Origin of the sequence: Pseudooceanicola pacificus, from assembly GCF_009789075.1 — a bacterium.
In the GTDB taxonomy this organism is placed as follows: Bacteria; Pseudomonadota; Alphaproteobacteria; order Rhodobacterales; family Rhodobacteraceae; genus Pseudooceanicola; species Pseudooceanicola pacificus.
The window spans coordinates 103,497-122,514 of the sequence record NZ_WNXQ01000007.1; the positions used below are offsets into that span (position 1 = coordinate 103,497).

Genomic DNA, 19,018 nt, shown 5'->3' on the forward strand with positions numbered 1-19,018 from the left:
ACCTCAGACGGCGGTGCGCACGGTCGGGTCAGCGCCCGGCCGTGGTGGATGAAGAACGGGCGGATGCGTCACGATCGACCGAAGATCCGGCGTCACGGCGCGCAACCGCGACAGGTCGGGACGCGGGCGGGCGGTTTCGGGGTCCTGTTCCAGAAAGGCCTCCATCGTGCGGGCCACGGCCAGCAGTTCGTCATCGCCCCTGAGAGCGCCCAGCATCTGCAGCCCGAAGGGCATGCCCGCCCCGTCCCGCCCGGCGGGCAGCGTGATCGCGGGGCCGCCCGACAGCGATCCGCGATAGGTCAGCGCCAGCCAGCGGTAATAGATATCCATCTCCGTGCCGTCGATCTGCGCGACATGGGGTTCGCTCCAGGGGAACGGCGTGACCGGCACGGTTGGCAGAAGGATCGCGTCCAGCCCCTGCATCCGCGCGTTGAAGGCCCGCAGGATGCGGGTCTGTTCGGCATGGGCCCAGCCCCGGTCTGCCAGGGTGAAGGTCCGGCCCAGGTCGACATTGGCGTGGATCGTCGGGCCGAACAGGTCGGGTGTCTCGCGCACCGGGCCGTCAAAGGCCGTCAGGAAGCCTTCGGCGCGCAGGATGTCGAACACCCGGTCCATCGCGCCGAGGCTCATGTCGACCGGGCGGCACTCCGCGACCTTAGGGGCGATCTTTTCGATGCGTTTGAGGAAGGTCGCGCGGATATCCGGATCGACCGGCGCGCCGCCGAAATCCTCGCAATAGCCCAGGCGAAGCCCATGCAGCGGCCTGTCCGCCAGGTTGTCGAACCTGTCGGCGGGGTAGGATACAGACAGCGGGTCGTTGCGATGCGCCCAGTGCACGGAGCGCAGCATCAGGATCAGATCATCGACATCGCGCGCCATCGGCCCGAGGACCGAAATCCCCGACCAGCCGAGCGGCCGGGTCGGATGGGCCACCACGTCGACCGACGGGCGGTAGCCGACGATACCGCAGATCGCGGCGGGCAGGCGCAGGGATCCGCCCGTGTCCGATCCGGTGCAGATCGGCAGCAGATCAGCGGCCAGCGCCGCGGCCGATCCGCCCGAGGAGCCGCCGACGGTCAGCGCCGGGTTGAACGGATTGCCGGTCGCGCCCCAGACCGGGTTGCGGGTGTTTCCGCCTGCCCCAAGCTCGGGCACATTGGTCTTGGCCAGAACGATGGCACCGGCCGCACGCAGACGGGCCACCATGGGCAGGTCGCTGGCCGGCAGGTTCGCCTTGGCCCGGGGGCTGCCATGCGTGGTCAGCAGACCGGCGGTATCCTGCAGATCCTTGACCCCAAGCGGCAGCCCGTCGAGCGGGCCGCGCGGCGACCCGGCGCGCCAGCGTGCACCGGCCTGCGCGGCCTCGGCCACGGCGCGTTCGGTGTCAAAAGCGGTCAGCGCGTTGATGAAGGGGTTCACACGCGAAATACGCGACAGGCAGGCCTCCAGATAGGCGCTTGGGGTCAGCTCCCCCCGCGCAAAGGCGGCAAGGACCTGCCGGGCGGGCAGCCCAACGGTTTTCGCGTCGTCCATATTCTCTCCGACTGGCCGTCACGATCCGCGAGCGCCAGCTCCTCCCAGAAACTTTGCTCAAGGTATGATGGGGATTTCGGCAAAAACAGTGAGTTTTTCGCCAGAAACCTTAACCAAACGGAATGGTTTTACCGGGTTGCGAGGTCTGCATCAGGCAATTCATGAACAGCGCGAAGGCGCTGTTGTCCTGCAGAGCGCCGGTTTTCCAGAAACACCGCGCCTCGGACAGGAAATCGCCGGTTTCAAGCGGCAGCACCACCAGCTCGCCCCGGGCGACATGGACCTTGGCCAGGCTCTGCGGGTACATGCCCAGGACCGGCAGTTCCTGGAACAGTTCGAGGTTGAGCGCCAGGGACAGGGACGAGATCGTATTGCCCGGCGGCGTGACCCCGCACTCGGCAAAGAGCGCATCGCCGGCCCGGCGGGCCACCGAATCCGGCTGCGGCCGGATCCAGGGCCAGCGCACCGCCTCCTTCCAGGTGATCCGCTCCATCGCCGCCAGCGGATGGCCCCGCCCGGCCACGATGACCAGCGGTTCCCTGAGCAGGACCGTCTGGTCGATCCCCTCCAGGTCGCCCGGCTGCCAGATCCGGGCAATCAGCAGGTCGAGCTGCCCCGCCTCCAGCCGCGGAAAGAGAGAGACGAAATGCCCCTCGGTGATGGCCAGACTCGCATTTGGCGCCGCGTTCTTGAACAGGCTGATCGCCTTGGGCAGAACGATGGGCGCGACAGAGCTGACAACGCCGATATTCACGGTGCCCGCGACGCCGCTGGCCATCGCCTGCAGGTCGAATTCGGCCCGGTCAAGCTGGTTGAGCACCTGACGCGCGTGCTCTGCCAGCCTCAGCCCCACCGGGGTCAGGTGCAGGCGGTTGCGTTCGCGCCGGATGATCGGGGTGCCGACGATCTCTTCCAGCTCTGCAATCTGTTTGGACACGGCAGGCTGCGTGACGTTCAGGGCCGCCGACACCCGCGCGACAAGGCGGTGTTCGGCCAGCCCGTGGATCACGCGCAGATGGCGAAGCGTCAACTGCCTTGTGAGAGTCCCGCGCTGCAAGTTCGGCATGACCGCTTTCCACTGACCAAGACCGTGCAACTATGCCGCTTGCGGGGGCGAGTTCAACTGGATTGCAGCCCGGTTGAGCGGGGGCGCCACGCGGCGGGGGATCGCAATGGCCCCGCCTCGCGGCCCTGGGATGCGTCTTGGCCACGGGGATTTTGGTCGACGGTTGGGTGGTCCGGTGTCGGCGGGGACAGGTGACAAGAGCGGTCGAAGACCAGGGGCATTCACCTGCAAGCGGACAGGTGACGCAGAGATCGCTGCGGGGTGCAGCCGGTCCCCGACGCCTGAGAGCGGGTCAGGCCGGCGGCCCTTGGTATCCCATTCGTGCGAACAGTCAACGCCGACAGGCCAGCCGCCGCAGGTCCGGACGGAAACGGGCGGCCCCGCAGAGCCGCCCGTTCCGATGTCGCCCCCTCTGCCCGACCGGGGCAAGGGGCGGGGGGCGATCTCCGCCCCCGCCTGTTCAGCTGATCTTGGTCAGAAGCTCGTCCAGCGACTTCTTCGCATCGCCATAGAACATCCGGGTGTTGTCCTTGAAGAACAGCGGGTTCTCGATACCCGAGTAGCCGGTGCCCTGCCCCCGCTTGGAGACAAAGACCTGCTTGGCCTTCCAGCACTCCAGCACCGGCATCCCGGCGATGGGAGAGTTCGGGTCGTCCTGCGCCGCCGGGTTCACGATGTCGTTCGAGCCGATGACGATGACGACGTCCGTATCCGGGAAGTCCTCGTTGATCTCGTCCATCTCCAGCACGATGTCATAGGGCACCTTGGCCTCGGCCAGCAGCACGTTCATGTGCCCGGGCAGACGGCCCGCCACCGGGTGGATGGCAAAACGCACCTCTTTGCCCTTGGCCCGCAGCCGCTTGGTCAGCTCGGACACCGACTGCTGCGCCTGCGCCACGGCCATGCCGTAGCCCGGGATGATGATGACCGAATCCGCCTCGTCCAGCGCGGTGGCCACGCCGTCGGCGTCGATTGCGATCTGCTCGCCCTCGACCTCCATCGCGGGGCCCGCCGAGCCGCCGAAGCCGCCCAGGATGACCGACACGAAGGACCGGTTCATCGCCTTGCACATGATGTAGGACAGGATCGCGCCCGAAGAGCCCACCAGCGCGCCGACCACGATCAGCAGATCGTTGCCGAGGCTGAAGCCGATGGCCGCCGCCGCCCAGCCCGAATACGAGTTGAGCATCGACACCACGACAGGCATGTCCGCCCCGCCGATCCCCATGATCAGGTGATAGCCGATGAACAGCGCGAAGAGCGTCATCAGGAACAGCGGCAGGAACCCGCCCGAGCCGAAGTACCAGATCAGGCAGAGGACCGAGAGCGCCGCGGCCGCGGCGTTCAAGACATGCCCGCCCGGCAGCTTGGTCGCCGCCGAGCTGACCTTGCCCGCCAGCTTGCCGTAGGCGATCACCGAGCCGGTGAAGGTCACGGCCCCGATGAAGATGCCCAGGAACAGCTCGACCCGCAGGATCGACTGCTCGACGCTTGTCTTGTGCGCCAGCAGCTCGGCAAAGCCGTGCAGCGCCTCGCGTTCGGCCGGGTCCATGGCCAGCACGCGGCTCAGCTCGAAATGCGCGTTATAGCCGACAAAGACCGCCGCCAGGCCGACCAGCGAGTGCATCGCGGCGACAAGCTGCGGCATCTCGGTCATCTGGACACGCTGCGCGACCACATAGCCGATGGCACCGCCGCCCGCGATCAGCAGCAGCGACAGCAGCCACAGGCCCGACCCGGGGCCGATGAGCGTGGCGCAGACCGCCAGCGCCATGCCGGTGATGCCGTACCAGACCGCGCGTTTCGCGCTCTCCTGCCCCGAAAGGCCGCCGAGCGAGAGGATGAAGAGGACGGCCGCAACCACATAGGCCGCCGTGGTGAATCCGAATTCCATTGTCACCCGCTCCTTACGATTTCTGGAACATGGCGAGCATGCGCCGCGTCACGAGGAAGCCGCCGAAGATGTTGATCCCGGCCATGAAGACGGACAGCGCCGCCAGCAGGATCACCAGGAACGAACCCGAGCCGATCTGCATCAGCGCGCCCAGGATGATGATCGACGAGATCGCGTTGGTCACGGCCATCAGCGGCGTGTGCAGCGAATGCGACACATTCCAGATCACCTGGAAGCCGATGAAGACCGACAGCACGAAGACGATGAAGTGCTGCATGAAGCTGGCGGGCGCCACCAGGCCGATGGCCAGCAGAATCACCGCGCCGACGGCCAGCAGGGTGACCTGGCTGCGCGTCTGCTTCTTGAACGCGGCGACCTCGGCCGCGCGTTTCTCTTCCGCCGTCAGCTCCTTGGGTTTTTCCTTGGGCTTCTGCGCCGCGATGGCGGCGACCTTCGGCGGTGGCGGCGGCCAGGTGATCTCGCCCTTGTGGGCCACCGTTGCGCCGCGGATCACGTCGTCTTCCATGTTGTGGTTGACGACGCCGTCCTTCCCGGGCGTCAGATCCGTCATCATGTGGCGGATATTGGTCGAATAGAGCGTCGAGGACTGGGTCGCCATCCGGCTGGGGAAATCGGTGTAACCCACGATGGTCACGCCGTTTTCCGTCACCAGCTTTTCGTCCGGAACCGTCAGTTCGCAGTTCCCGCCACGCTCGGCCGCCAGGTCGACGATGACCGAACCGGGCTTCATCATCTCGACCATGTCCTTGGTCCAGAGCACCGGCGCGGGCCGGTTCGGGATCAGGGCGGTGGTGATGACGATGTCGATATCGGGCGCCAGCTCGCGGAATTTCTCAAGCTGCTTGGCCTGGAATTCGGGGCTGGAGGGCGCGGCATAGCCGCCGGTGGCAGCACCGTCCGCGGCCTTTTCCTCGAAATCGAGGTAGACGAATTCGGCCCCCATCGACTCGATCTGCTCGGCCACTTCCGGGCGCACGTCGAAGGCATAGGTGATCGCACCCAGCGAGGTCGAGGTGCCGATGGCGGCAAGACCCGCCACGCCGGCGCCGACGATCAGCACCTTGGCCGGGGGCACCTTGCCCGCGGCGGTCACCTGGCCGGTGAAGAACCGGCCAAAGTTGTTGCCCGCCTCGATCACCGCGCGGTAGCCCGCGATATTGGCCATCGACGACAGTGCGTCCATCTTCTGCGCGCGGCTGATGCGGGGCACCATGTCCATCGCGATGACAGAGGCACCCTTGGATTTGCACAGCTCCATCAACGCCTCGTTGGAGGCGGGATAGAAGAACGAGATCAACGTCTTGTCGGCGGTCAGCATGCCTGCTTCGGCATCCGACGGCGGACGGACCTTGGCGATCACGTCGACCTCTGACCAGAGGGCCTCGGCCGTGGGCAGGACGGTCACGCCGGCCTTCTCATAGGCGGCATCGGTGAATCCCGCCTTTTCACCCGCGCCGGTTTCCACGAAGCATTCGTGTCCCAGCTTCTGCAACTGCAGCGCCGAGTCCGGCGTCATGGCGACGCGCGCCTCGCCCTCGAACACTTCTTTTGGCGTTCCGATCTTCACTCTTGGAGTCTCCCTTCTGACCACCATTCATTCGCGCGTCGACTGATGCCGGCCCGCGATAAATCAATTTACGCGCAATATTGTTGCGCGAGGTTACGAAAGGGGATGCACGTTCTGTCGTGTCGAGTCAAACCCATCGACGGGTATTCTGGCAGTAGCGTGCGAAATCCATGCGAAACTTGCGGCGCAAATGATCTTCCTCGGGCACAATGAACCGCATCTCGATGCTCCAGACAAAAACCGGCACCAGGGCAAGCGACAGGATCGCCTCCCAGTAGCAGATCATGCCCAGCAGGATCATCGTGTCGCCCAGGTAGATCGGATTGCGCGAGCGGCGGTAGATGCCCGTGGTCACCAGGGCCGAGGCCTCCCGCCGCGGGATGATCGTGGTGCGGTGGCGCCGGATCTCCATCGCGGCCAGGGCCAGCAGCAGGACGCCCCCGCCCACCAGCAGCCCGCCCAGGAAGGCCGGCCATGCCTCGCCCAGGTCCAGCCCCGAGGGCAGCCATCTTTTCTGCGCCCAGGCCAGTGCCAGGAAGCTGGCGAGCCACACCGGGGGCATGTCGATCCACTTCATCATGCCACCGCTATATGCCCGGTTCGGGGCCGCGCCAATAGGCCTGTTGCCGCATTGGAACATTTTCCCGCGCATCCCGATTCCGCCAAGTGTTGCAGGGGGTTGCCAAGGCGCGCCAACACGCCGCGCCGCGCCGCTGTAAGGGCGCCCTTGCCCCCTCGCCCCCTCGGCTAAGCTGGCCCGAAGCCAGAGGAGGACGGGATGTATCTCAAGGGAAAACACGCCATCGTCACGGGTGGCGGCACGGGGATCGGGCTGGCCATCGCGCGGGCGCTTGTCGCGCAGGGGGCCGAGGTGACGATCACCGGGCGCCGGATGGATGTGCTCAAGGACGTGGCGGAACCGGGGATGCACCCGCTGGTCATGGACGTGACGGACGAGGCGATGATCCGCGATGTCACCGCCCGGGCGGTCGAGGTCCGCGGCCCTGTGCAGATCTGCGTCGCCAATGCCGGAATCGCCGAGGGGCGCAAGCTGCACAAGACCTCATCGGAATTCTGGCGCAAGATCATGGCCACCAACCTCGACGGCTGTTTCTACACCGTGCGCGAAAGCCTGCAGTCGATGATCACCACCGACTGGGGGCGGGTCATCGCCGTCTCCTCCATCGCCGGGCTGCGCGGATCGGCCGGTGCCGGGGCCTATGCCGCCTCCAAACACGGGGTGATCGGCATGATCCGGTCCTTTGCCGAGGATTTCATGGGCGCGCCCTATACCTTCAACACGATCTGCCCGGGCTATGTCGACACACCGATCGTGACCCGCAACACCGACAGCATCTCGCAACGCGCCGGCGTTTCGCAGCAAGAGGCGCGCGACATCATGATCAGCGCCAACCGCCACAAGCGGCTGATCGCGCCCGAGGAGGTTGCCGCCGCCGCGCTCTGGCTCTGCAATCCGGCCTGCGAGAGCGTGAACGGCACCGAGATCGCCATCGCCGGCGGCCAGGTCTGAAAGCGGCCTTGCCGCCAGCCGCCGCGGCTGTGCCTTGCCCGAGGGGGTGATCTGACCCGCCGGCAAATCGCCGGGCCCGCGCGCGGCGGTGGCGCAGGGCGCTGCCGCGCCGCGCGACGACTGGGGGGAGAGCCGACCGGCGGCCGGACCTGGGATGGCTGAAGCGACCGGCCCGCCCGGTTCAGGCGCTCTTCAGCATCGGCGCCGAGGCGCGGCCCTCGGCCCAGCTGCGCGCGGCATCGCCGAATGCGGCAAACAGCGGGCGCGAGACCGGATCCTGCGCGGCGTTGTATTCCGGGTGCCACTGCACCGACAGGGAAAAGCCCCGCGCGCCGTCGACATAGGCCGCTTCGGGCGTGCCATCGGGCGCGGTGCCGTCGATGTGGAACCGCTTGCCCGCGCAGCTGACGCCCTGGCCATGCAGCGTGTTGGTCATCACCTCGGGCGCGCCCATCAGCTTGTGAAAGACCCCGCCCTCGGCAAAGGTCACCTTGTGGCGGAGGGCGAATTTCTCTTCGATCGTGCCATCGGGGGGCATGCGGTGGTTCATCCGCCCGGGCAGGTCGCGGATCTCGGGGTGGAGCGTGGACCCCATCGCCACCGCGACCTCCTGAAAGCCGCGGCAGATGCCCAGGAAGGGCTGGCCCCGCTCGACACAGGCGCGCACCAGCGGCAGCGTGACAGAGTCGCGGGCCCGGTCGAAGGTGCCATGCGCCTCGGTCGCGTCCTCGCCGTATTCCTCGGGGTGGACATTGGGGCGGCCCCCGGTCAGCAGGAAGCCGTCGAAACTGTCCAGCAGCTCCTCGACACCGACATAGCGCGGGTCGGCGGGGATCAGCAGCGGCAGGCAATCCGACACCTCGGCCACCGCCTGGACACACATGACCCCGCCCGAATGGGCGCGGTAATCGTCCCGCACAACCTGGTTGGTGATGATCCCGACGCGCGCGCGTGCCATAGCGGTCTTCCTGCCCGTTGTTTCGGTCCGACAGTACCGTCCCGGCCCCGCCAAAGAAACCGGAATTGCTGTGCGTTGATGCAGGCCGGGATGGCAATGCCTGCGGATTACGCAGTTCCCCGCCCGGGCGCGGGCATCGGCCGGGGGGCGGATCGGTCATGGCCCCGCGCCCGCCCCGCCCGCCAGCCTGGCCCCGTCTTGAGCGGGCTGGTGAAAGGCATGACACCCGCGCCCCGCATGTTTCGCGGCATAGAGCGCGGCATCGGCGTCGCACAGCATCCGGGCCGGATCGGGGCGGGTGTAATCGGTTGAAATCGCGGTGCCGGCGCTGGCCGAGATGCGGCACCGCCGGTCGCCGAAGGACATCGGGTCCTCCAGCCGGCGGATCAGTCGCAGGGCGATGTCCTCGATCCTGTGTCGGTCGTTCAGCCGGTCGAGGACGATCACGAATTCATCCCCGCCGATGCGCGCCACCGTATCCTCTCCCCGCGTGACATCGGACATGATGGCGGCCGCGCGCTGCAACACCTGATCGCCCGCCGCATGGCCCAGCGTGTCGTTCACCGCCTTGAAGAAATCGAGGTCGATATGCATCACCGCAAAGGGCTGCGCGGCCGAGGCGATGCGCTCCAGCACCGCGTCCAGCGCACGGCGGTTGCGCAACCCGGTGAGCGTGTCCGTCAGCGCGCGCTCCTCGGCTGCCAGGCGTTCGCCCTGAAAGCGCAGCGACATCTGGCGCAGCATTTCCATCGCCGAAGATTTCGCCTCCACCAGGAACAGCATCTCGACGGCCAGGTCGGTCGGGGCGAAATCCTCGTTCGTCAGGGTGTAGTCGCGCACCGCCTCGATGATCGAGATGCCGAAGGCGAGGTTGACCAGCGCCCCGCCCTGCCCGTCCGGCATCAGCACGCCCGACAGGGTGGTGCGCGGCGGATCCCGCAGCTCAAGCCTGAGCCGCGCCCCGGCCAGGCCCAGCAGGCCCGCCATGTCGGGTGCGGGCGACGGGCGCAGAACGCGCGCCAGATCCAGGAACGGCTGGCCGATCAGCGGGCGGCCCGGGCGCAGCTTGCACAGTGTCGGCCCGGCATGAGTCATCCGGCCCTCGGGATCGAGCGTGACATGCATCGGGCAGAGCACGTCCAGCGCGGATGCCATCAATGCCCGGCTCACCCCGTTCGCGCCCCCAGGTCGAAATCGCGGCCGCTGGCATAGCCCGCGACGACCAGCGACACCTCGATGGTTTCCGTGCCCGCCCCCTCGGCTACCGGCGACAGGGTCACCAGCGCGCCGTAATCGTCGGCCATCGCGCGCAGCACGCCGGTCAGCACATGGCCATAGCCCGGGCGCGGGGCGGCGCAGGCGATGCTGAACCGGCCCTCGCCGAGATCCGCCAGGTCGATGCGCGGCAGGTCGAGGTCGGGCACCGCAAGGCGCGCGCGGTCGGGCAATTCGTCGAGCGAGAGCAGGAAATCCACAAACCCCGCGCCGGCAAAGCGCAGGAGCCGCCTGAGCGAGGCCATCGCGGGATGCGAGACGAGGTAGGTCCCCACATCCTCCAGCACCGCGTTGCGCGTCCGGTCCAGCCGCCCCGCCAGCGCGTCGAGCACCGCATCGGTGAGCGCGGGATCGTAGGTCAGCATCGCCTCGAACCCCGCGAAACCCAGGCCCGCGTCGCGGGTCACCGTGTCCCAGAACCCTGTGCCATAGGTGTCGCAGGCAAAACGCTGCAACGCCATGTTGATCAGTCCGTGCATCTTCCGTCCATCGCCGCCTGGCGCGCAGGATGGCCCGTCAGCACTTAACGAAGACCGAACATTTCCAATTGTCGGGGTTTTCCCGGGCGATGCGCGGGATCAGAAATCGGTGGGCGCGCCGCCTTCGGACTTCCTGCGGGCGACGAAATCGGCCAGTTCCTCGCGGATCGCCTCGTCCATCGGGGGGGCCTCGAACTCGTTCAGGATGCGCTTGTAGACATGATGCGCGCGCTCGGCCGTCCAGATGCCGCCGGCGACCTCCCAGCCCTCGTAATTGCGCCAGTCCGACAGGAAGGGCTGGTAGAAGGCGGTGGTATAACGTTCCTGGGTGTGCTGGGTGCCGAAGAAATGGCCGTTGTGCTTGACCTCGCGGATCGCGTCCAGGGCGATGTCCTCGGGCCCGGTGGCCCAGGTCGCGGGCTCCATATAGCGCTGGATCTGCTGCAGAACCTCGCAATCCATCACGAATTTCTCGGGGCTGGCGATCAGCCCGCCCTCCAGCCAGCCGGCGGCGTGGTAGACGATGTGGCTGCCCGACTGCACGGCCGCCCAGAGCGAATTCGACGTCTCCCACATCGCCTGCCCGTCGGGCACGTTGGCGGCGCAGACCCCCGAAGAGCGCATCGGCAGCTTGTAGAACCGCGCCATCTGGCCGGTCATCTGGGTCGCGCGCATGTATTCGGGCGTGCCAAAGGCGGGCGCGCCGGTCTTCATGTCGACATTCGAGGTGAAGGTGCCGATGGCGCAGGGCACGCCCGGGTTGATCCACTGCGCCAGTGCGATGGCCGACAGCCCCTCGGCCAGCGACTGCGCCACCGCGCCCGCCATCGTCACCGGCGCCATTGCCCCCGCCAGGGTGAAGGGCGTCACGATCAGCCCCTGCCCGCGCCGGGCCAGCCGCATCCATCCGTCCAGCATCGGGTGGTCGTGCTTCAGCGGCGAGGTGGAGTTGATATTCGTGTACATTCGGGGGGTTGCGTCGAATTCTTCATGTGACAGGCCGCCCGCGATGCGCACCATCTCCATCACGTCCTCGACCCGCTCGGTCCCCAGCGAATAGGCGTGCGGCACCTTGTCGGTCAGCGTGAGCTTGTCGTAGAGCACGTCGAGGTGGCGGATCGAGGGATGGATGTCCACCGGCTCCACCGGATAGCCGCCGGCGAAGTGGATGCAGTTGAAATACTGCGTCAGTTTCAGCAGGTTGGCGCAATATTCCCGTGTGCCGGGCACCTTGCGGCCGATCTCCATGTCCCAGTAGTTCGGCGGCGAGGAGACGTTGCCGAAGAGGATATAGTCCCCGCCCACCACCAGCTTGCGGTCGGGGTTGCGCGGGGTCAGCGTCCACTGTTCGGGGCATTTGGCCAGCATCTCCATCACGAAGTCGCGGCCCATGTAGACGACCTCTCCCTCGACCCGGCAGCCGGCCTGTTTCAGCAGGGTCGCCGCCTCGGGGTTCAGGAAGGCGACGCCGATCTCTTCGAGAATGGTCATCGCGCCATCGTGGATCGCCTGCACCCCCTCGGGCGAGAGCGGCTCTGTCGGGCGGTCGTGGTTCACCGGCAGGCGCCAGGGCATCTGCTCGATCGCCGAGGGTCCGCGCCGCGCCGCGTGTCCGGCGCGGCCGCCGCTGCGTTTCTTACGGGGACTCTCGGTCATGGCCTGCTCCTGGGTGTCATTGCGGCCACAAGAGCCCGGCGCGCAGGGCGTTGCGCCACCGGATGCGACAAGCCCTGTCGCATTTCCTTCATTCGGCGCGCGGTGCGCCCCGATCCAGCCAGGCCGGCAGATGGCCGATATCGGGCAGCACGACATCGGCAAATGGCGCCAGCTGGACAGTTGTGGCCGGGCCGGTGAGCACGCCGATGCAGATCATCCCGGCAGCGCGCCCGGCGATCATGTCATGGGTGCTGTCCCCCACCATCGCGATGCGGCCCGGCGCCTTGCCCGTGGCGCGGGCAAAGGCCAGCAGCGGGGCCGGATCGGGCTTGGCCCCGTGGCCGGAATCGAACCCGGCGACAAAATCGAACAATTCGAACACCTCGGCCCGGGTCAGATGGGCGCGGGCGGCAAATTCGGTATCGTTGGTCATCACCCCAAGCGCGAGGCCCCGCGCCCGCAGCCCGCCCAGCAGGACCGGCAGATCGGCGGCGGGGCGCTGTGGCGCGACGGCGGCGCGGCGGGTCATCAGATCCTCGACCGCATCGACATCGGCGCCCGGCAGGGCCGAGGTGATCAGCTCGGCCGCCTCGCGGTTGGTGCCGGCGATGATCACGCTGTCGGGGCGGAACGCCCTGCGGCCCAGGTCATAGCGCATGGTTTCGGCCATGCGATCCGCCACGGCCCCGTCCCCGGCTGACAATTCGTCGATCAGCCCGCCGGCCCAGTGATCCCAGGTCGCCGCGAAATCGAACAAGGTGCCGTCCTTGTCGAACAGAATGCCGTCAATCATGGTGGTTCGCCCCTCGCTGTGCTGCCTGCAACAACACGCCGCAGCGCAAAAAACCGCAAGGGCCTGTTGTCCGGCGCCCCGGGGGCCTAAGCACTATGGTAGCGCTTGACAACTATTCCCCGTTGAAATGTCATAACACGTATGTCCGAAGCACCTTATCACCTTCATGCGTCCCTTGGTTACAGCCTGTCCATCGCATCGCGGCAGCAGGAACGCAGGCTTGACGAACAGCTCAAGGCGCTTGGACTGACCCGGATCACCTGGTGCATCATCCTGGCCGTGGGAAACGAGGGGCTGACCCAGCCCTCGGACATCGCGACATTTGTCGGCATCGACCGCACCGCCACCTCGCGCGCCCTGCGCCAGATGGAAGCGGCCAAGCTGCTGGACCGTCAGAGCGGCACCGAGGACCGGCGCACCCGGCAGGTCACCCTGACCCGCAAGGGCCGCAAGGCGCTGGAAACCGGCACGCCGATTGCGCGCGGCAACAATGCCAAGCTGGCGGAAACCCTGACCGCCGAGGAAGCGGCGCTGCTGAAGGACCTGTTGGATCGGATGATCGCGTCGGACGACAAGGACCTGACCTATATCTAGGCCCCTGCCCTCAGGTCCAGTGGGTCCGCCCGGCGCCCTGCAGAACGGCCATCGCCATCATCGGCATCTCGTAGCGGAGGTCCCGGTCGTCGCAGCATTCGACCACCCAGGTGTCATCGAGGGTGATGAATTCCAGAACCGAGGTCAGGAAGTCGGGATCATGCGCCCTGCGCTGGAGCTCTTCGGAATCGGCACCGGTGGAGCTGAGGAAGACAGGCAGCAGCGAATCCTGCCCGACCAGCCAGGTCAGGCATTTCAGGGCGATCACTTCTGCAGCGTCTTGCTTCATCATCTTTCATGTCGCACTTTGCCCGGCAGAGGGAAAGGAATTCTTAACCATTCTCAACAAATGTTATCCGTAGTTTTGGTTTCAGCCGGGTAGTCATCGGAATGGCCGGAAAGATCCTCATCATCGATGACGTGGCCACCAGCCGCATCGTGCTGAAAGTTCAGCTTTCGGCCACGTTCTACGATGTCGTGCTGGCCGATTCCGCCAGTCGCGGCGTCGATCTGGCGCAGGAAGCCGGGCCCGACCTGGTGGTGATCTCCGAAACGGTCGCCGACATGCCCATCGACGCGCTCTGCCGGACCTTGCGCGAATCGCCGGAAACGGCCTGGTCGACCATCGTGGTGATGACCCATGCCAGCGACCGCCGCAAACGGGCGCAGTACCTGGCCGCCGGGGCCGACGACATCTTTTCCCGCAGCCAGCCCGACGTGCTGTTCCTGTCCCGCCTGCGCTGCCTGATGCGCGCCCGCGGCGCCGAGGAAGAGATCCGCCTGCGCGATTCCACCTCGCGCGAGCTGGGCCTGTCCGAGGTCGGCGGCACCTTCGAGGGGCCGGGCAACATCTACATCGTCACCCGGCAGTCCGCCTCGGCGCTGGACTGGCACAATGCCCTCGTCCGCCTGTCGCGCCACCAGTTCCGCCCGATGCCGATGAGCGAGGCACTGCGCTGGACCTCGACCAACCAGCCGGCCGATGTCTTTGTCATCGACATGGACGGGTCCGAGCGCAAGTCGGTCATGCGGCTGATCGCCGACATCCGCTCGCGCCCCGATGTGCGCCACGCCGAGGTGCTGCTGATCACCGCCGACCATCACAACCCGATGGTGCCCGACGCGCTGGACATCGGGGCCAGCGCGGTCATGCCCTATGGCTTTGACCCGCGCGAGGTGCTGATGCGGGTGAACACCCTGCTGCGCCGCAAGAAGGCCGTGGAACGGCTGCGCCGCAGTCTGGAGGACGGGCTGCGCGCCTCGCTCACCGATCCGCTGACCGGGCTCTACAACCGGCGCTACGTGATCCCCTATCTCGAACGGATGCTGTCGGACATGGCGCGCAGCAAGCGCAAATTCGCGCTGGTTCTGGGCGATCTCGACCATTTCAAGCAGGTGAACGACCGCTTTGGCCACAATGCGGGCGACGCGGTACTGATCGCCGTCGCCGACCTGCTGCGCGAGAACCTGCGCGCCAAGGACCTCGTCGCCCGGTTCGGGGGCGAGGAATTCCTGATCATCATGCCCGACACGGGCTGGACGGAATCCCAGCTGGTGGCCGAGCGTCTGCGCAAACGGATGCAGGACATGCCCTTTGCCATCCCCGACCGCGAAGAGCGTCTGCAGGTCACCATGAGCATGGGGGGCTGCATCGCCCGGATGGACCCGGGCCAGACGCCCGAACAAGCCGCGCTGGCGATGATCGACCGGGCGGACCGGGCGCTCTACATCGCCAAGGACGCCGGGCGCAATCAGGTCAGCATGGTGCCCGAGACCGCCGAGTGAGGCGGCACCGGGCAGCCGGCGCGGTCGGTCATCGGCGCCGGGTGCAGCCGGAGGGATTGGCCGCAGGGTGAACTGCACAGATGCCGGGCGGTTGAACCGCCCGATTGACCGGCAACCACACCGTTCAGGTGTCCGTCCGCCACTCTGTCCAGCTGTCCGCAAGGCGGACCACTCTGTTGCCCGTCAACCGAACCGCCTGGGCCGTCCGGCAGCCAGGCCGCACATGCGTCCGGCAGCCAGACCGCTCAGTTGTCCCGGTCCTTGCCGTCCTTGTCCTTGCCCTTGCCCCGGCCTTCGTCAAAACGGGTCAGCCCGTCCTCCAGCCGGTCGGCAAAGGCCGCGCGCTGTTCGGGTGTCATCGCGACCAGCTTGTCGAGCAGGATGCCCTGGCCGATCTTCATCCGGTCCACCGCATAGGCCTGCTGGCGCTCGAAACTGTCGCGCACCGCCGTGGCGTCAAAGGGCTCTGTCCGCAGCGCCTGGATCACGGCATCGTATTCCGCCTTCATCGCCCCGCGCGAGGGGCGGCCCTTGCGGTATTCGCTGCGGATCGCGCGGCCGATCTCGCGCCGTTCCTCGTGATCCAGCGCATGGGTCAGCGGCCCGGCGATCTGGTCGGCCCGGGGCGGCCTGCGCCTGTCGTCCGGCCCGCCGCCATGCATCGCGACCGTCCCGACCACCGCGCCGATCACCAGCATGTTCACCGCCAGCGAGGCGAAGAGCACGAGCCGCACCCAGAGCCTGGTCCCCGAAACCGGGCCGGACCCCGTGCCTGTATCCTTGTCCGACATGTTCACTCCTGTCACCCGCCCGCGGGCAATGCGTCAAAGGCCGAAAAGGCATCGACGAGGTAAAGGTCACTCGCCTCCGAGCTGGAGGCGGATTCGAAAAGCCCGGTCTGCGCATAGAGCATGTCCGGCGACGTGGTGCCGATCCACAGGCCCGCAACCGTGGCCGTCGCCAGCCCCGCCACCGCCGGCCAGCCGCCCAGCAGGGCAAAGAACTGCGCCAGCCGCCCGGGCCGCACGGCCTGTGCCGGGACAGGCCGGGCCGGGGCCGCCGGGGCGGATTGCAATGCCAGCGCATCGGCCAGGATCCTGTCGGTCAGGGCCTCGTCCAGCGGCAGGCTCTGCCGCCGGGCGGTCGCGAACAGGGCGTCGAGCTCCTGGTCCATCGCGGTGATCCGGTCCTTGTCAGCCATCGGTATACCCCAGTTCATCGCGCCGCCCGGCCAGGGCCGTCGCCAGCGCACGCTTGCCCCTGGCGGTCAGACTCTCGACCGCCTCGACGCCAATCTCCATGATCTCGGCGATCTCGGGATTGGTCATGCCTTCTATGTGACGCAGGACAACCGCCTGCCTCTGCCGCTCCGGCAGCCCGTCCAGCGCCTGTTGCAGCGCATCCATCCGGGCGCGGTCCTGCATCGTCTCGGCCACGCCCGGATGCTCGTCCTCGGGTTCGGGGACGCTGTCCAGCGGGGCCGTGCCGCCGCGCCGGCGCCGCAGCCGGTCGGTGCAGAGGTTCGCCGTCACGCGGTAGAGCCAGGTGGTGACCCGGGCCTCGCCGCGCCGCCAGTCCGGCGCGATCCGCCAGAGCCGCAGCATCGCCTCCTGCGTCACGTCCTCGGCCTCGGCCCGGTCGCCGGTCAGGCGCGCGGCATGGTTCAGCACGCGCGGCGCCAGCCTGCGGGTCAGCAGCCGCGCCGCAGTGCCGTCGCCATTGGCGAACAGCACCAGCAGCGCGTCGTCGTCCAGCTCGTCAAGGGCGTCGAAAGCCATATCGCTCATCTTCCGTCCGGCGTATCCTGTTCCATGCGCACCGGCAATCCGGCCGGGCCGGGATCAGGTCACAGGGCCCGCGCCCCGTGATGGGATGCGGAACGGGCGGGCCCTGTCACGCCGGCTGTGTCAGCCGCCGTCCGTCTGAGACTGCGGCTTGCGGTGCATGCCCTCATGGTCACGCGGGCCCTTGTGCTCGCGCCGCCGCTCGGCCATGCGCTCGCGCGCCGCCTCGAACTCCTCGGTCGAAATCGCCCCGTCGCCATCGGTGTCCAGGCGCGAGAACATGCGATTGCCGCCGTCCTTCGGCCCCATTTCCTCCAGGCTCAGCACGCCGTCGCCATTGGTGTCGCGCCGCTTGATCATGCGCTCGGCGCCACGGGCCATGCGCGCCTGGCGCATCTGCTCGCGCATCTTTTCCTGGTGCGCGACCATTTCCTCGGCGCTCAGCGCGCCGTCCCCATTGGCGTCGGCATCCCTGAACCGGCTTTCGGCATGGGCCTTCATCTCGTCCTGAGTGACCTTGCCGTCGCCATTGGCGTCGATCTCCTGGAAATTCATCCGGGGGCCCATCCGGCCCGGCCCGCCGCGCCCGTCGGCCAGGGCGGCTGATGCACCCGCCAGGATCGCGATCGCCGCGGCACCCGAAACGAGGGTTGCAAGTTTCATCGGTAGTCCTCCGTTAAAGTCCTGTTCGAAACCGGCCTCATATCCGCTTTCTGACAGGTCATACGCAGGGCCCGGGGGGTTCCGTCGCCACAATGCGGATTTTTCTGATCCGCCCCTTCGCGACAACCCGACGCAAGGCCAAACCGGCCCCGACACATTATATCTGCCGGGACGCATGTTTGCGCCCGACCTCGGAGAGGCCCATGTCTGACTGCCACGCAACCCCCGCCGCCCCTGCCGAACGCGACACCATGTCCGCGCTGTGGAAGGGCCTGCGCCTGAAATGCCCCAACTGCGGCAGCGGTCCGCTGCTCAAGGGCTTCCTCAGCGTGCGCCACGAATGCCCGGTCTGCCGCGAGCCGTTCCACCATCACCGGGCCGATGACGGGCCGGCCTATCTGACGATCCTGATCGTCGGGCATCTGATGGCGCCGCTGCTGCTGGTGGCCTATACCGCCTTCCGGCCCGAGCCGCTGGTGCTCTTCACCGTGTTCCTCGTGGGCACCGTGGGGCTGTCGCTCTTCCTGCTGCCACGGCTCAAGGGCGCGCTGATCGCCTTCCAGTGGGCGCGCCAGATGCATGGCTTTGGCGGGCACGACTGACACACTCTTGCTGGCCGCCCGGTTGACGCTTGGCACGCCCTGCGACCCGGTCTAGTCTCCCCCGGCACATGCGGGACCCCCGGTCCCCATGCCCAAGGAGCCTTTCATGACCGACAAGACAGCGATCCGGAACGCCGCCACCATCATCGTGCTGCGCGACCGTGAGACCGCCCCCAAGGTGCTGATGGGTCAGCGCGGCGCCAAGGCCGTGTTCATGCCCAACATGTTCGTCTTTCCGGGCGGCGCCGTCGATGCCGGCGATGCCGCCATTCCGCTCGCCGGCGCGATTCCCGACCCCTGCATCGGCCGGTTGGCCGAGGACAGCGACCCCGCCCTCGTCCATGCGCTTGGCGTGGCCGCGATCCGCGAGCTCTGGGAAGAGACCGGCCAGGTGCTGGGCCGCCCCGGCGCCTGGGACGGCACGCCGCCCGAGGACTGGACCGGTTTCGCCGCCACGGGCCACCTGCCCGACGCCAGCAGCCTGCAGTTCGTGTTCCGCGCGATCACCCCGCCGGGCCGCCCGCGCCGCTTCGACGCCCGCTTCTTCCTGACCGATGCCGAAAGGCTGGCCTCCGATCCCGACGATTTCACCGCCGCCTCGGACGAGCTGTCGCTGCTGCAATGGATCCCGCTGGAAAAGGCGCGCGAATTCGACCTGCCCTTCATCACCGAGGTGGTGCTGGCCGAGGTCGCGCAGCGCGCCGCCGATCCCGCGCCGCCCGCCTCGGTGCCCTTCTTCTCCAATCAGGACGAAAGCCGCGAATTCCGCCGCCTGCGCGGTCTGGTCCCGCTGCGCGGCCGGCCGGACTGAGCGCCG

The 19,018-nt window shown here is 67.6% G+C and carries 20 protein-coding genes; 5 read left to right on the plus strand and 15 right to left on the minus strand.

Annotation, left to right across the window (positions count from 1 at the left end; genetic code table 11):
- Nucleotides 1-3 precede the first annotated feature (3 nt).
- The 5 genes from GLS40_RS12875 to GLS40_RS12895 all read right to left on the minus strand — a co-directional run bounded on the left by GLS40_RS12875 (nt 4) and on the right by GLS40_RS12895 (nt 6,658).
- Nucleotides 4-1,533: an amidase gene (locus tag GLS40_RS12875; protein WP_160383139.1), complete on the minus strand. Its 1,530-nt coding sequence runs from the start codon at nt 1,531-1,533 to the stop codon at nt 4-6.
- A 109-nt stretch (nt 1,534-1,642) separates the two neighbouring features.
- The gene (locus GLS40_RS12880) at nt 1,643-2,563 is read right to left on the minus strand and encodes a LysR family transcriptional regulator (RefSeq protein WP_235905908.1); all 921 of its coding nucleotides are present in this window, start codon (nt 2,561-2,563) and stop codon (nt 1,643-1,645) included.
- A gap of 496 nt (nt 2,564-3,059) precedes the next feature.
- Entirely contained in the window at nt 3,060-4,493 is a 1,434-nt protein-coding gene (locus GLS40_RS12885) for an NAD(P)(+) transhydrogenase (Re/Si-specific) subunit beta (RefSeq protein WP_160383140.1), read from the minus strand.
- A 13-nt stretch (nt 4,494-4,506) separates the two neighbouring features.
- Nucleotides 4,507-6,081, minus strand: coding sequence for a Re/Si-specific NAD(P)(+) transhydrogenase subunit alpha (locus tag GLS40_RS12890; RefSeq protein WP_160383141.1), 1,575 nt, complete (start codon nt 6,079-6,081; stop codon nt 4,507-4,509).
- A gap of 127 nt (nt 6,082-6,208) precedes the next feature.
- Nucleotides 6,209-6,658 carry a methyltransferase family protein gene (locus GLS40_RS12895; protein WP_202076142.1) on the minus strand — a complete coding sequence of 150 codons (450 nt, stop codon included), beginning with the start codon at nt 6,656-6,658 and terminating at the stop codon, nt 6,209-6,211.
- 201 nt (nt 6,659-6,859) lie between these two features.
- Here GLS40_RS12895 and GLS40_RS12900 point away from each other — a divergent pair, with 201 nt between their 5' ends.
- Nucleotides 6,860-7,612: an SDR family NAD(P)-dependent oxidoreductase gene (locus GLS40_RS12900; protein ID WP_160383142.1), complete on the plus strand. Its 753-nt coding sequence runs from the start codon at nt 6,860-6,862 to the stop codon at nt 7,610-7,612.
- Between the two features lie 181 nt (nt 7,613-7,793).
- Here the strand turns inward: GLS40_RS12900 and GLS40_RS12905 are convergent, their stop codons facing one another.
- The 5 genes from GLS40_RS12905 to GLS40_RS12925 form a co-directional block, all read right to left on the minus strand.
- Nucleotides 7,794-8,570: a gamma-glutamyl-gamma-aminobutyrate hydrolase family protein gene (locus GLS40_RS12905; protein ID WP_160383143.1), complete on the minus strand. Its 777-nt coding sequence runs from the start codon at nt 8,568-8,570 to the stop codon at nt 7,794-7,796.
- 156 nt (nt 8,571-8,726) lie between these two features.
- Entirely contained in the window at nt 8,727-9,725 is a 999-nt protein-coding gene (locus tag GLS40_RS12910) for a GGDEF domain-containing protein (RefSeq protein ID WP_160383144.1), read from the minus strand.
- An 11-nt stretch (nt 9,726-9,736) separates the two neighbouring features.
- Nucleotides 9,737-10,324, minus strand: a complete 588-nt coding sequence (locus GLS40_RS12915; RefSeq protein ID WP_160383145.1) for a heme NO-binding domain-containing protein — start codon at nt 10,322-10,324, stop codon at nt 9,737-9,739.
- 99 nt (nt 10,325-10,423) lie between these two features.
- Complete coding sequence (locus GLS40_RS12920) at nt 10,424-11,980, minus strand: trimethylamine methyltransferase family protein (RefSeq protein ID WP_160383146.1); 1,557 nt, start codon at nt 11,978-11,980, stop codon at nt 10,424-10,426.
- An 88-nt stretch (nt 11,981-12,068) separates the two neighbouring features.
- Entirely contained in the window at nt 12,069-12,773 is a 705-nt protein-coding gene (locus tag GLS40_RS12925; RefSeq protein ID WP_160383147.1) for an HAD family hydrolase, read from the minus strand.
- Between the two features lie 141 nt (nt 12,774-12,914).
- Between GLS40_RS12925 and GLS40_RS12930 the strand changes: the two genes are divergently transcribed.
- The gene (locus tag GLS40_RS12930) at nt 12,915-13,367 is read left to right on the plus strand and encodes a MarR family winged helix-turn-helix transcriptional regulator (RefSeq protein WP_160383148.1); all 453 of its coding nucleotides are present in this window, start codon (nt 12,915-12,917) and stop codon (nt 13,365-13,367) included.
- Between the two features lie 10 nt (nt 13,368-13,377).
- Here GLS40_RS12930 and GLS40_RS12935 read toward each other — a convergent pair whose 3' ends face one another.
- A complete protein-coding gene (locus tag GLS40_RS12935) occupies nt 13,378-13,659 on the minus strand; it encodes a DUF3572 domain-containing protein (protein WP_328598901.1) in 282 nt (93 codons plus the stop codon).
- Between the two features lie 98 nt (nt 13,660-13,757).
- Here GLS40_RS12935 and GLS40_RS12940 point away from each other — a divergent pair, with 98 nt between their 5' ends.
- A complete protein-coding gene (locus GLS40_RS12940; protein WP_160383149.1) occupies nt 13,758-15,152 on the plus strand; it encodes a diguanylate cyclase in 1,395 nt (464 codons plus the stop codon).
- 245 nt (nt 15,153-15,397) lie between these two features.
- On the opposite strand, the gene GLS40_RS12945 is transcribed toward GLS40_RS12940, so the two are convergent.
- From GLS40_RS12945 to GLS40_RS12960, 4 genes are all read right to left on the minus strand, one after another.
- Complete coding sequence (locus GLS40_RS12945) at nt 15,398-15,943, minus strand: periplasmic heavy metal sensor (RefSeq protein WP_160383150.1); 546 nt, start codon at nt 15,941-15,943, stop codon at nt 15,398-15,400.
- An 11-nt stretch (nt 15,944-15,954) separates the two neighbouring features.
- Nucleotides 15,955-16,353: a hypothetical protein gene (locus GLS40_RS12950; RefSeq protein ID WP_160383151.1), complete on the minus strand. Its 399-nt coding sequence runs from the start codon at nt 16,351-16,353 to the stop codon at nt 15,955-15,957.
- Nucleotides 16,346-16,939 (minus strand): RNA polymerase sigma factor, encoded by a 594-nt coding sequence (locus GLS40_RS12955; protein ID WP_160383152.1) that lies wholly within the window; start codon nt 16,937-16,939, stop codon nt 16,346-16,348. Before GLS40_RS12955 ends, GLS40_RS12950 begins: the two co-directional genes overlap by 8 nt.
- A 120-nt stretch (nt 16,940-17,059) precedes the next feature.
- Nucleotides 17,060-17,599 carry an EF-hand domain-containing protein gene (locus GLS40_RS12960; RefSeq protein WP_160383153.1) on the minus strand — a complete coding sequence of 180 codons (540 nt, stop codon included), beginning with the start codon at nt 17,597-17,599 and terminating at the stop codon, nt 17,060-17,062.
- Between the two features lie 203 nt (nt 17,600-17,802).
- Here GLS40_RS12960 and GLS40_RS12965 point away from each other — a divergent pair, with 203 nt between their 5' ends.
- Nucleotides 17,803-18,201 carry a DUF983 domain-containing protein gene (locus tag GLS40_RS12965; protein WP_160383154.1) on the plus strand — a complete coding sequence of 133 codons (399 nt, stop codon included), beginning with the start codon at nt 17,803-17,805 and terminating at the stop codon, nt 18,199-18,201.
- Between the two features lie 106 nt (nt 18,202-18,307).
- On the plus strand, nt 18,308-19,012 hold the full coding sequence (locus GLS40_RS12970) for an NUDIX hydrolase (RefSeq protein ID WP_160383155.1): 705 nt from the start codon (nt 18,308-18,310) through the stop codon (nt 19,010-19,012).
- The last annotated feature ends 6 nt before the right edge of the window (nt 19,013-19,018 follow it).

Bases quoted from the DNA above. Each gene is read 5' to 3' on its own strand.
- GLS40_RS12875 (WP_160383139.1), bottom strand. From the start codon at position 1,533: ATGGACGACGCGAAAACCGTTGGGCTGCCCGCCCGGCAGGTCCTTGCC.
- GLS40_RS12905 (WP_160383143.1), bottom strand. From the start codon at position 8,570: ATGGCACGCGCGCGCGTCGGGATCATCACCAACCAGGTTGTGCGGGAC.
- GLS40_RS12940 (WP_160383149.1), top strand. From the start codon at position 13,758: ATGGCCGGAAAGATCCTCATCATCGATGACGTGGCCACCAGCCGCATC.
- GLS40_RS12930 (WP_160383148.1), top strand. From the start codon at position 12,915: ATGTCCGAAGCACCTTATCACCTTCATGCGTCCCTTGGTTACAGCCTG.
- GLS40_RS12955 (WP_160383152.1), bottom strand. From the start codon at position 16,939: ATGAGCGATATGGCTTTCGACGCCCTTGACGAGCTGGACGACGACGCG.
- GLS40_RS12950 (WP_160383151.1), bottom strand. From the start codon at position 16,353: ATGGCTGACAAGGACCGGATCACCGCGATGGACCAGGAGCTCGACGCC.
- GLS40_RS12970 (WP_160383155.1), top strand. From the start codon at position 18,308: ATGACCGACAAGACAGCGATCCGGAACGCCGCCACCATCATCGTGCTG.
- GLS40_RS12965 (WP_160383154.1), top strand. From the start codon at position 17,803: ATGTCTGACTGCCACGCAACCCCCGCCGCCCCTGCCGAACGCGACACC.
- GLS40_RS12945 (WP_160383150.1), bottom strand. From the start codon at position 15,943: ATGTCGGACAAGGATACAGGCACGGGGTCCGGCCCGGTTTCGGGGACC.
- GLS40_RS12925 (WP_160383147.1), bottom strand. From the start codon at position 12,773: ATGATTGACGGCATTCTGTTCGACAAGGACGGCACCTTGTTCGATTTC.
- GLS40_RS12885 (WP_160383140.1), bottom strand. From the start codon at position 4,493: ATGGAATTCGGATTCACCACGGCGGCCTATGTGGTTGCGGCCGTCCTC.
- GLS40_RS12960 (WP_160383153.1), bottom strand. From the start codon at position 17,599: ATGAAACTTGCAACCCTCGTTTCGGGTGCCGCGGCGATCGCGATCCTG.
- GLS40_RS12910 (WP_160383144.1), bottom strand. From the start codon at position 9,725: ATGGCATCCGCGCTGGACGTGCTCTGCCCGATGCATGTCACGCTCGAT.
- GLS40_RS12920 (WP_160383146.1), bottom strand. From the start codon at position 11,980: ATGACCGAGAGTCCCCGTAAGAAACGCAGCGGCGGCCGCGCCGGACAC.
- GLS40_RS12895 (WP_202076142.1), bottom strand. From the start codon at position 6,658: ATGAAGTGGATCGACATGCCCCCGGTGTGGCTCGCCAGCTTCCTGGCA.
- GLS40_RS12915 (WP_160383145.1), bottom strand. From the start codon at position 10,324: ATGCACGGACTGATCAACATGGCGTTGCAGCGTTTTGCCTGCGACACC.
- GLS40_RS12935 (WP_328598901.1), bottom strand. From the start codon at position 13,659: ATGATGAAGCAAGACGCTGCAGAAGTGATCGCCCTGAAATGCCTGACC.
- GLS40_RS12900 (WP_160383142.1), top strand. From the start codon at position 6,860: ATGTATCTCAAGGGAAAACACGCCATCGTCACGGGTGGCGGCACGGGG.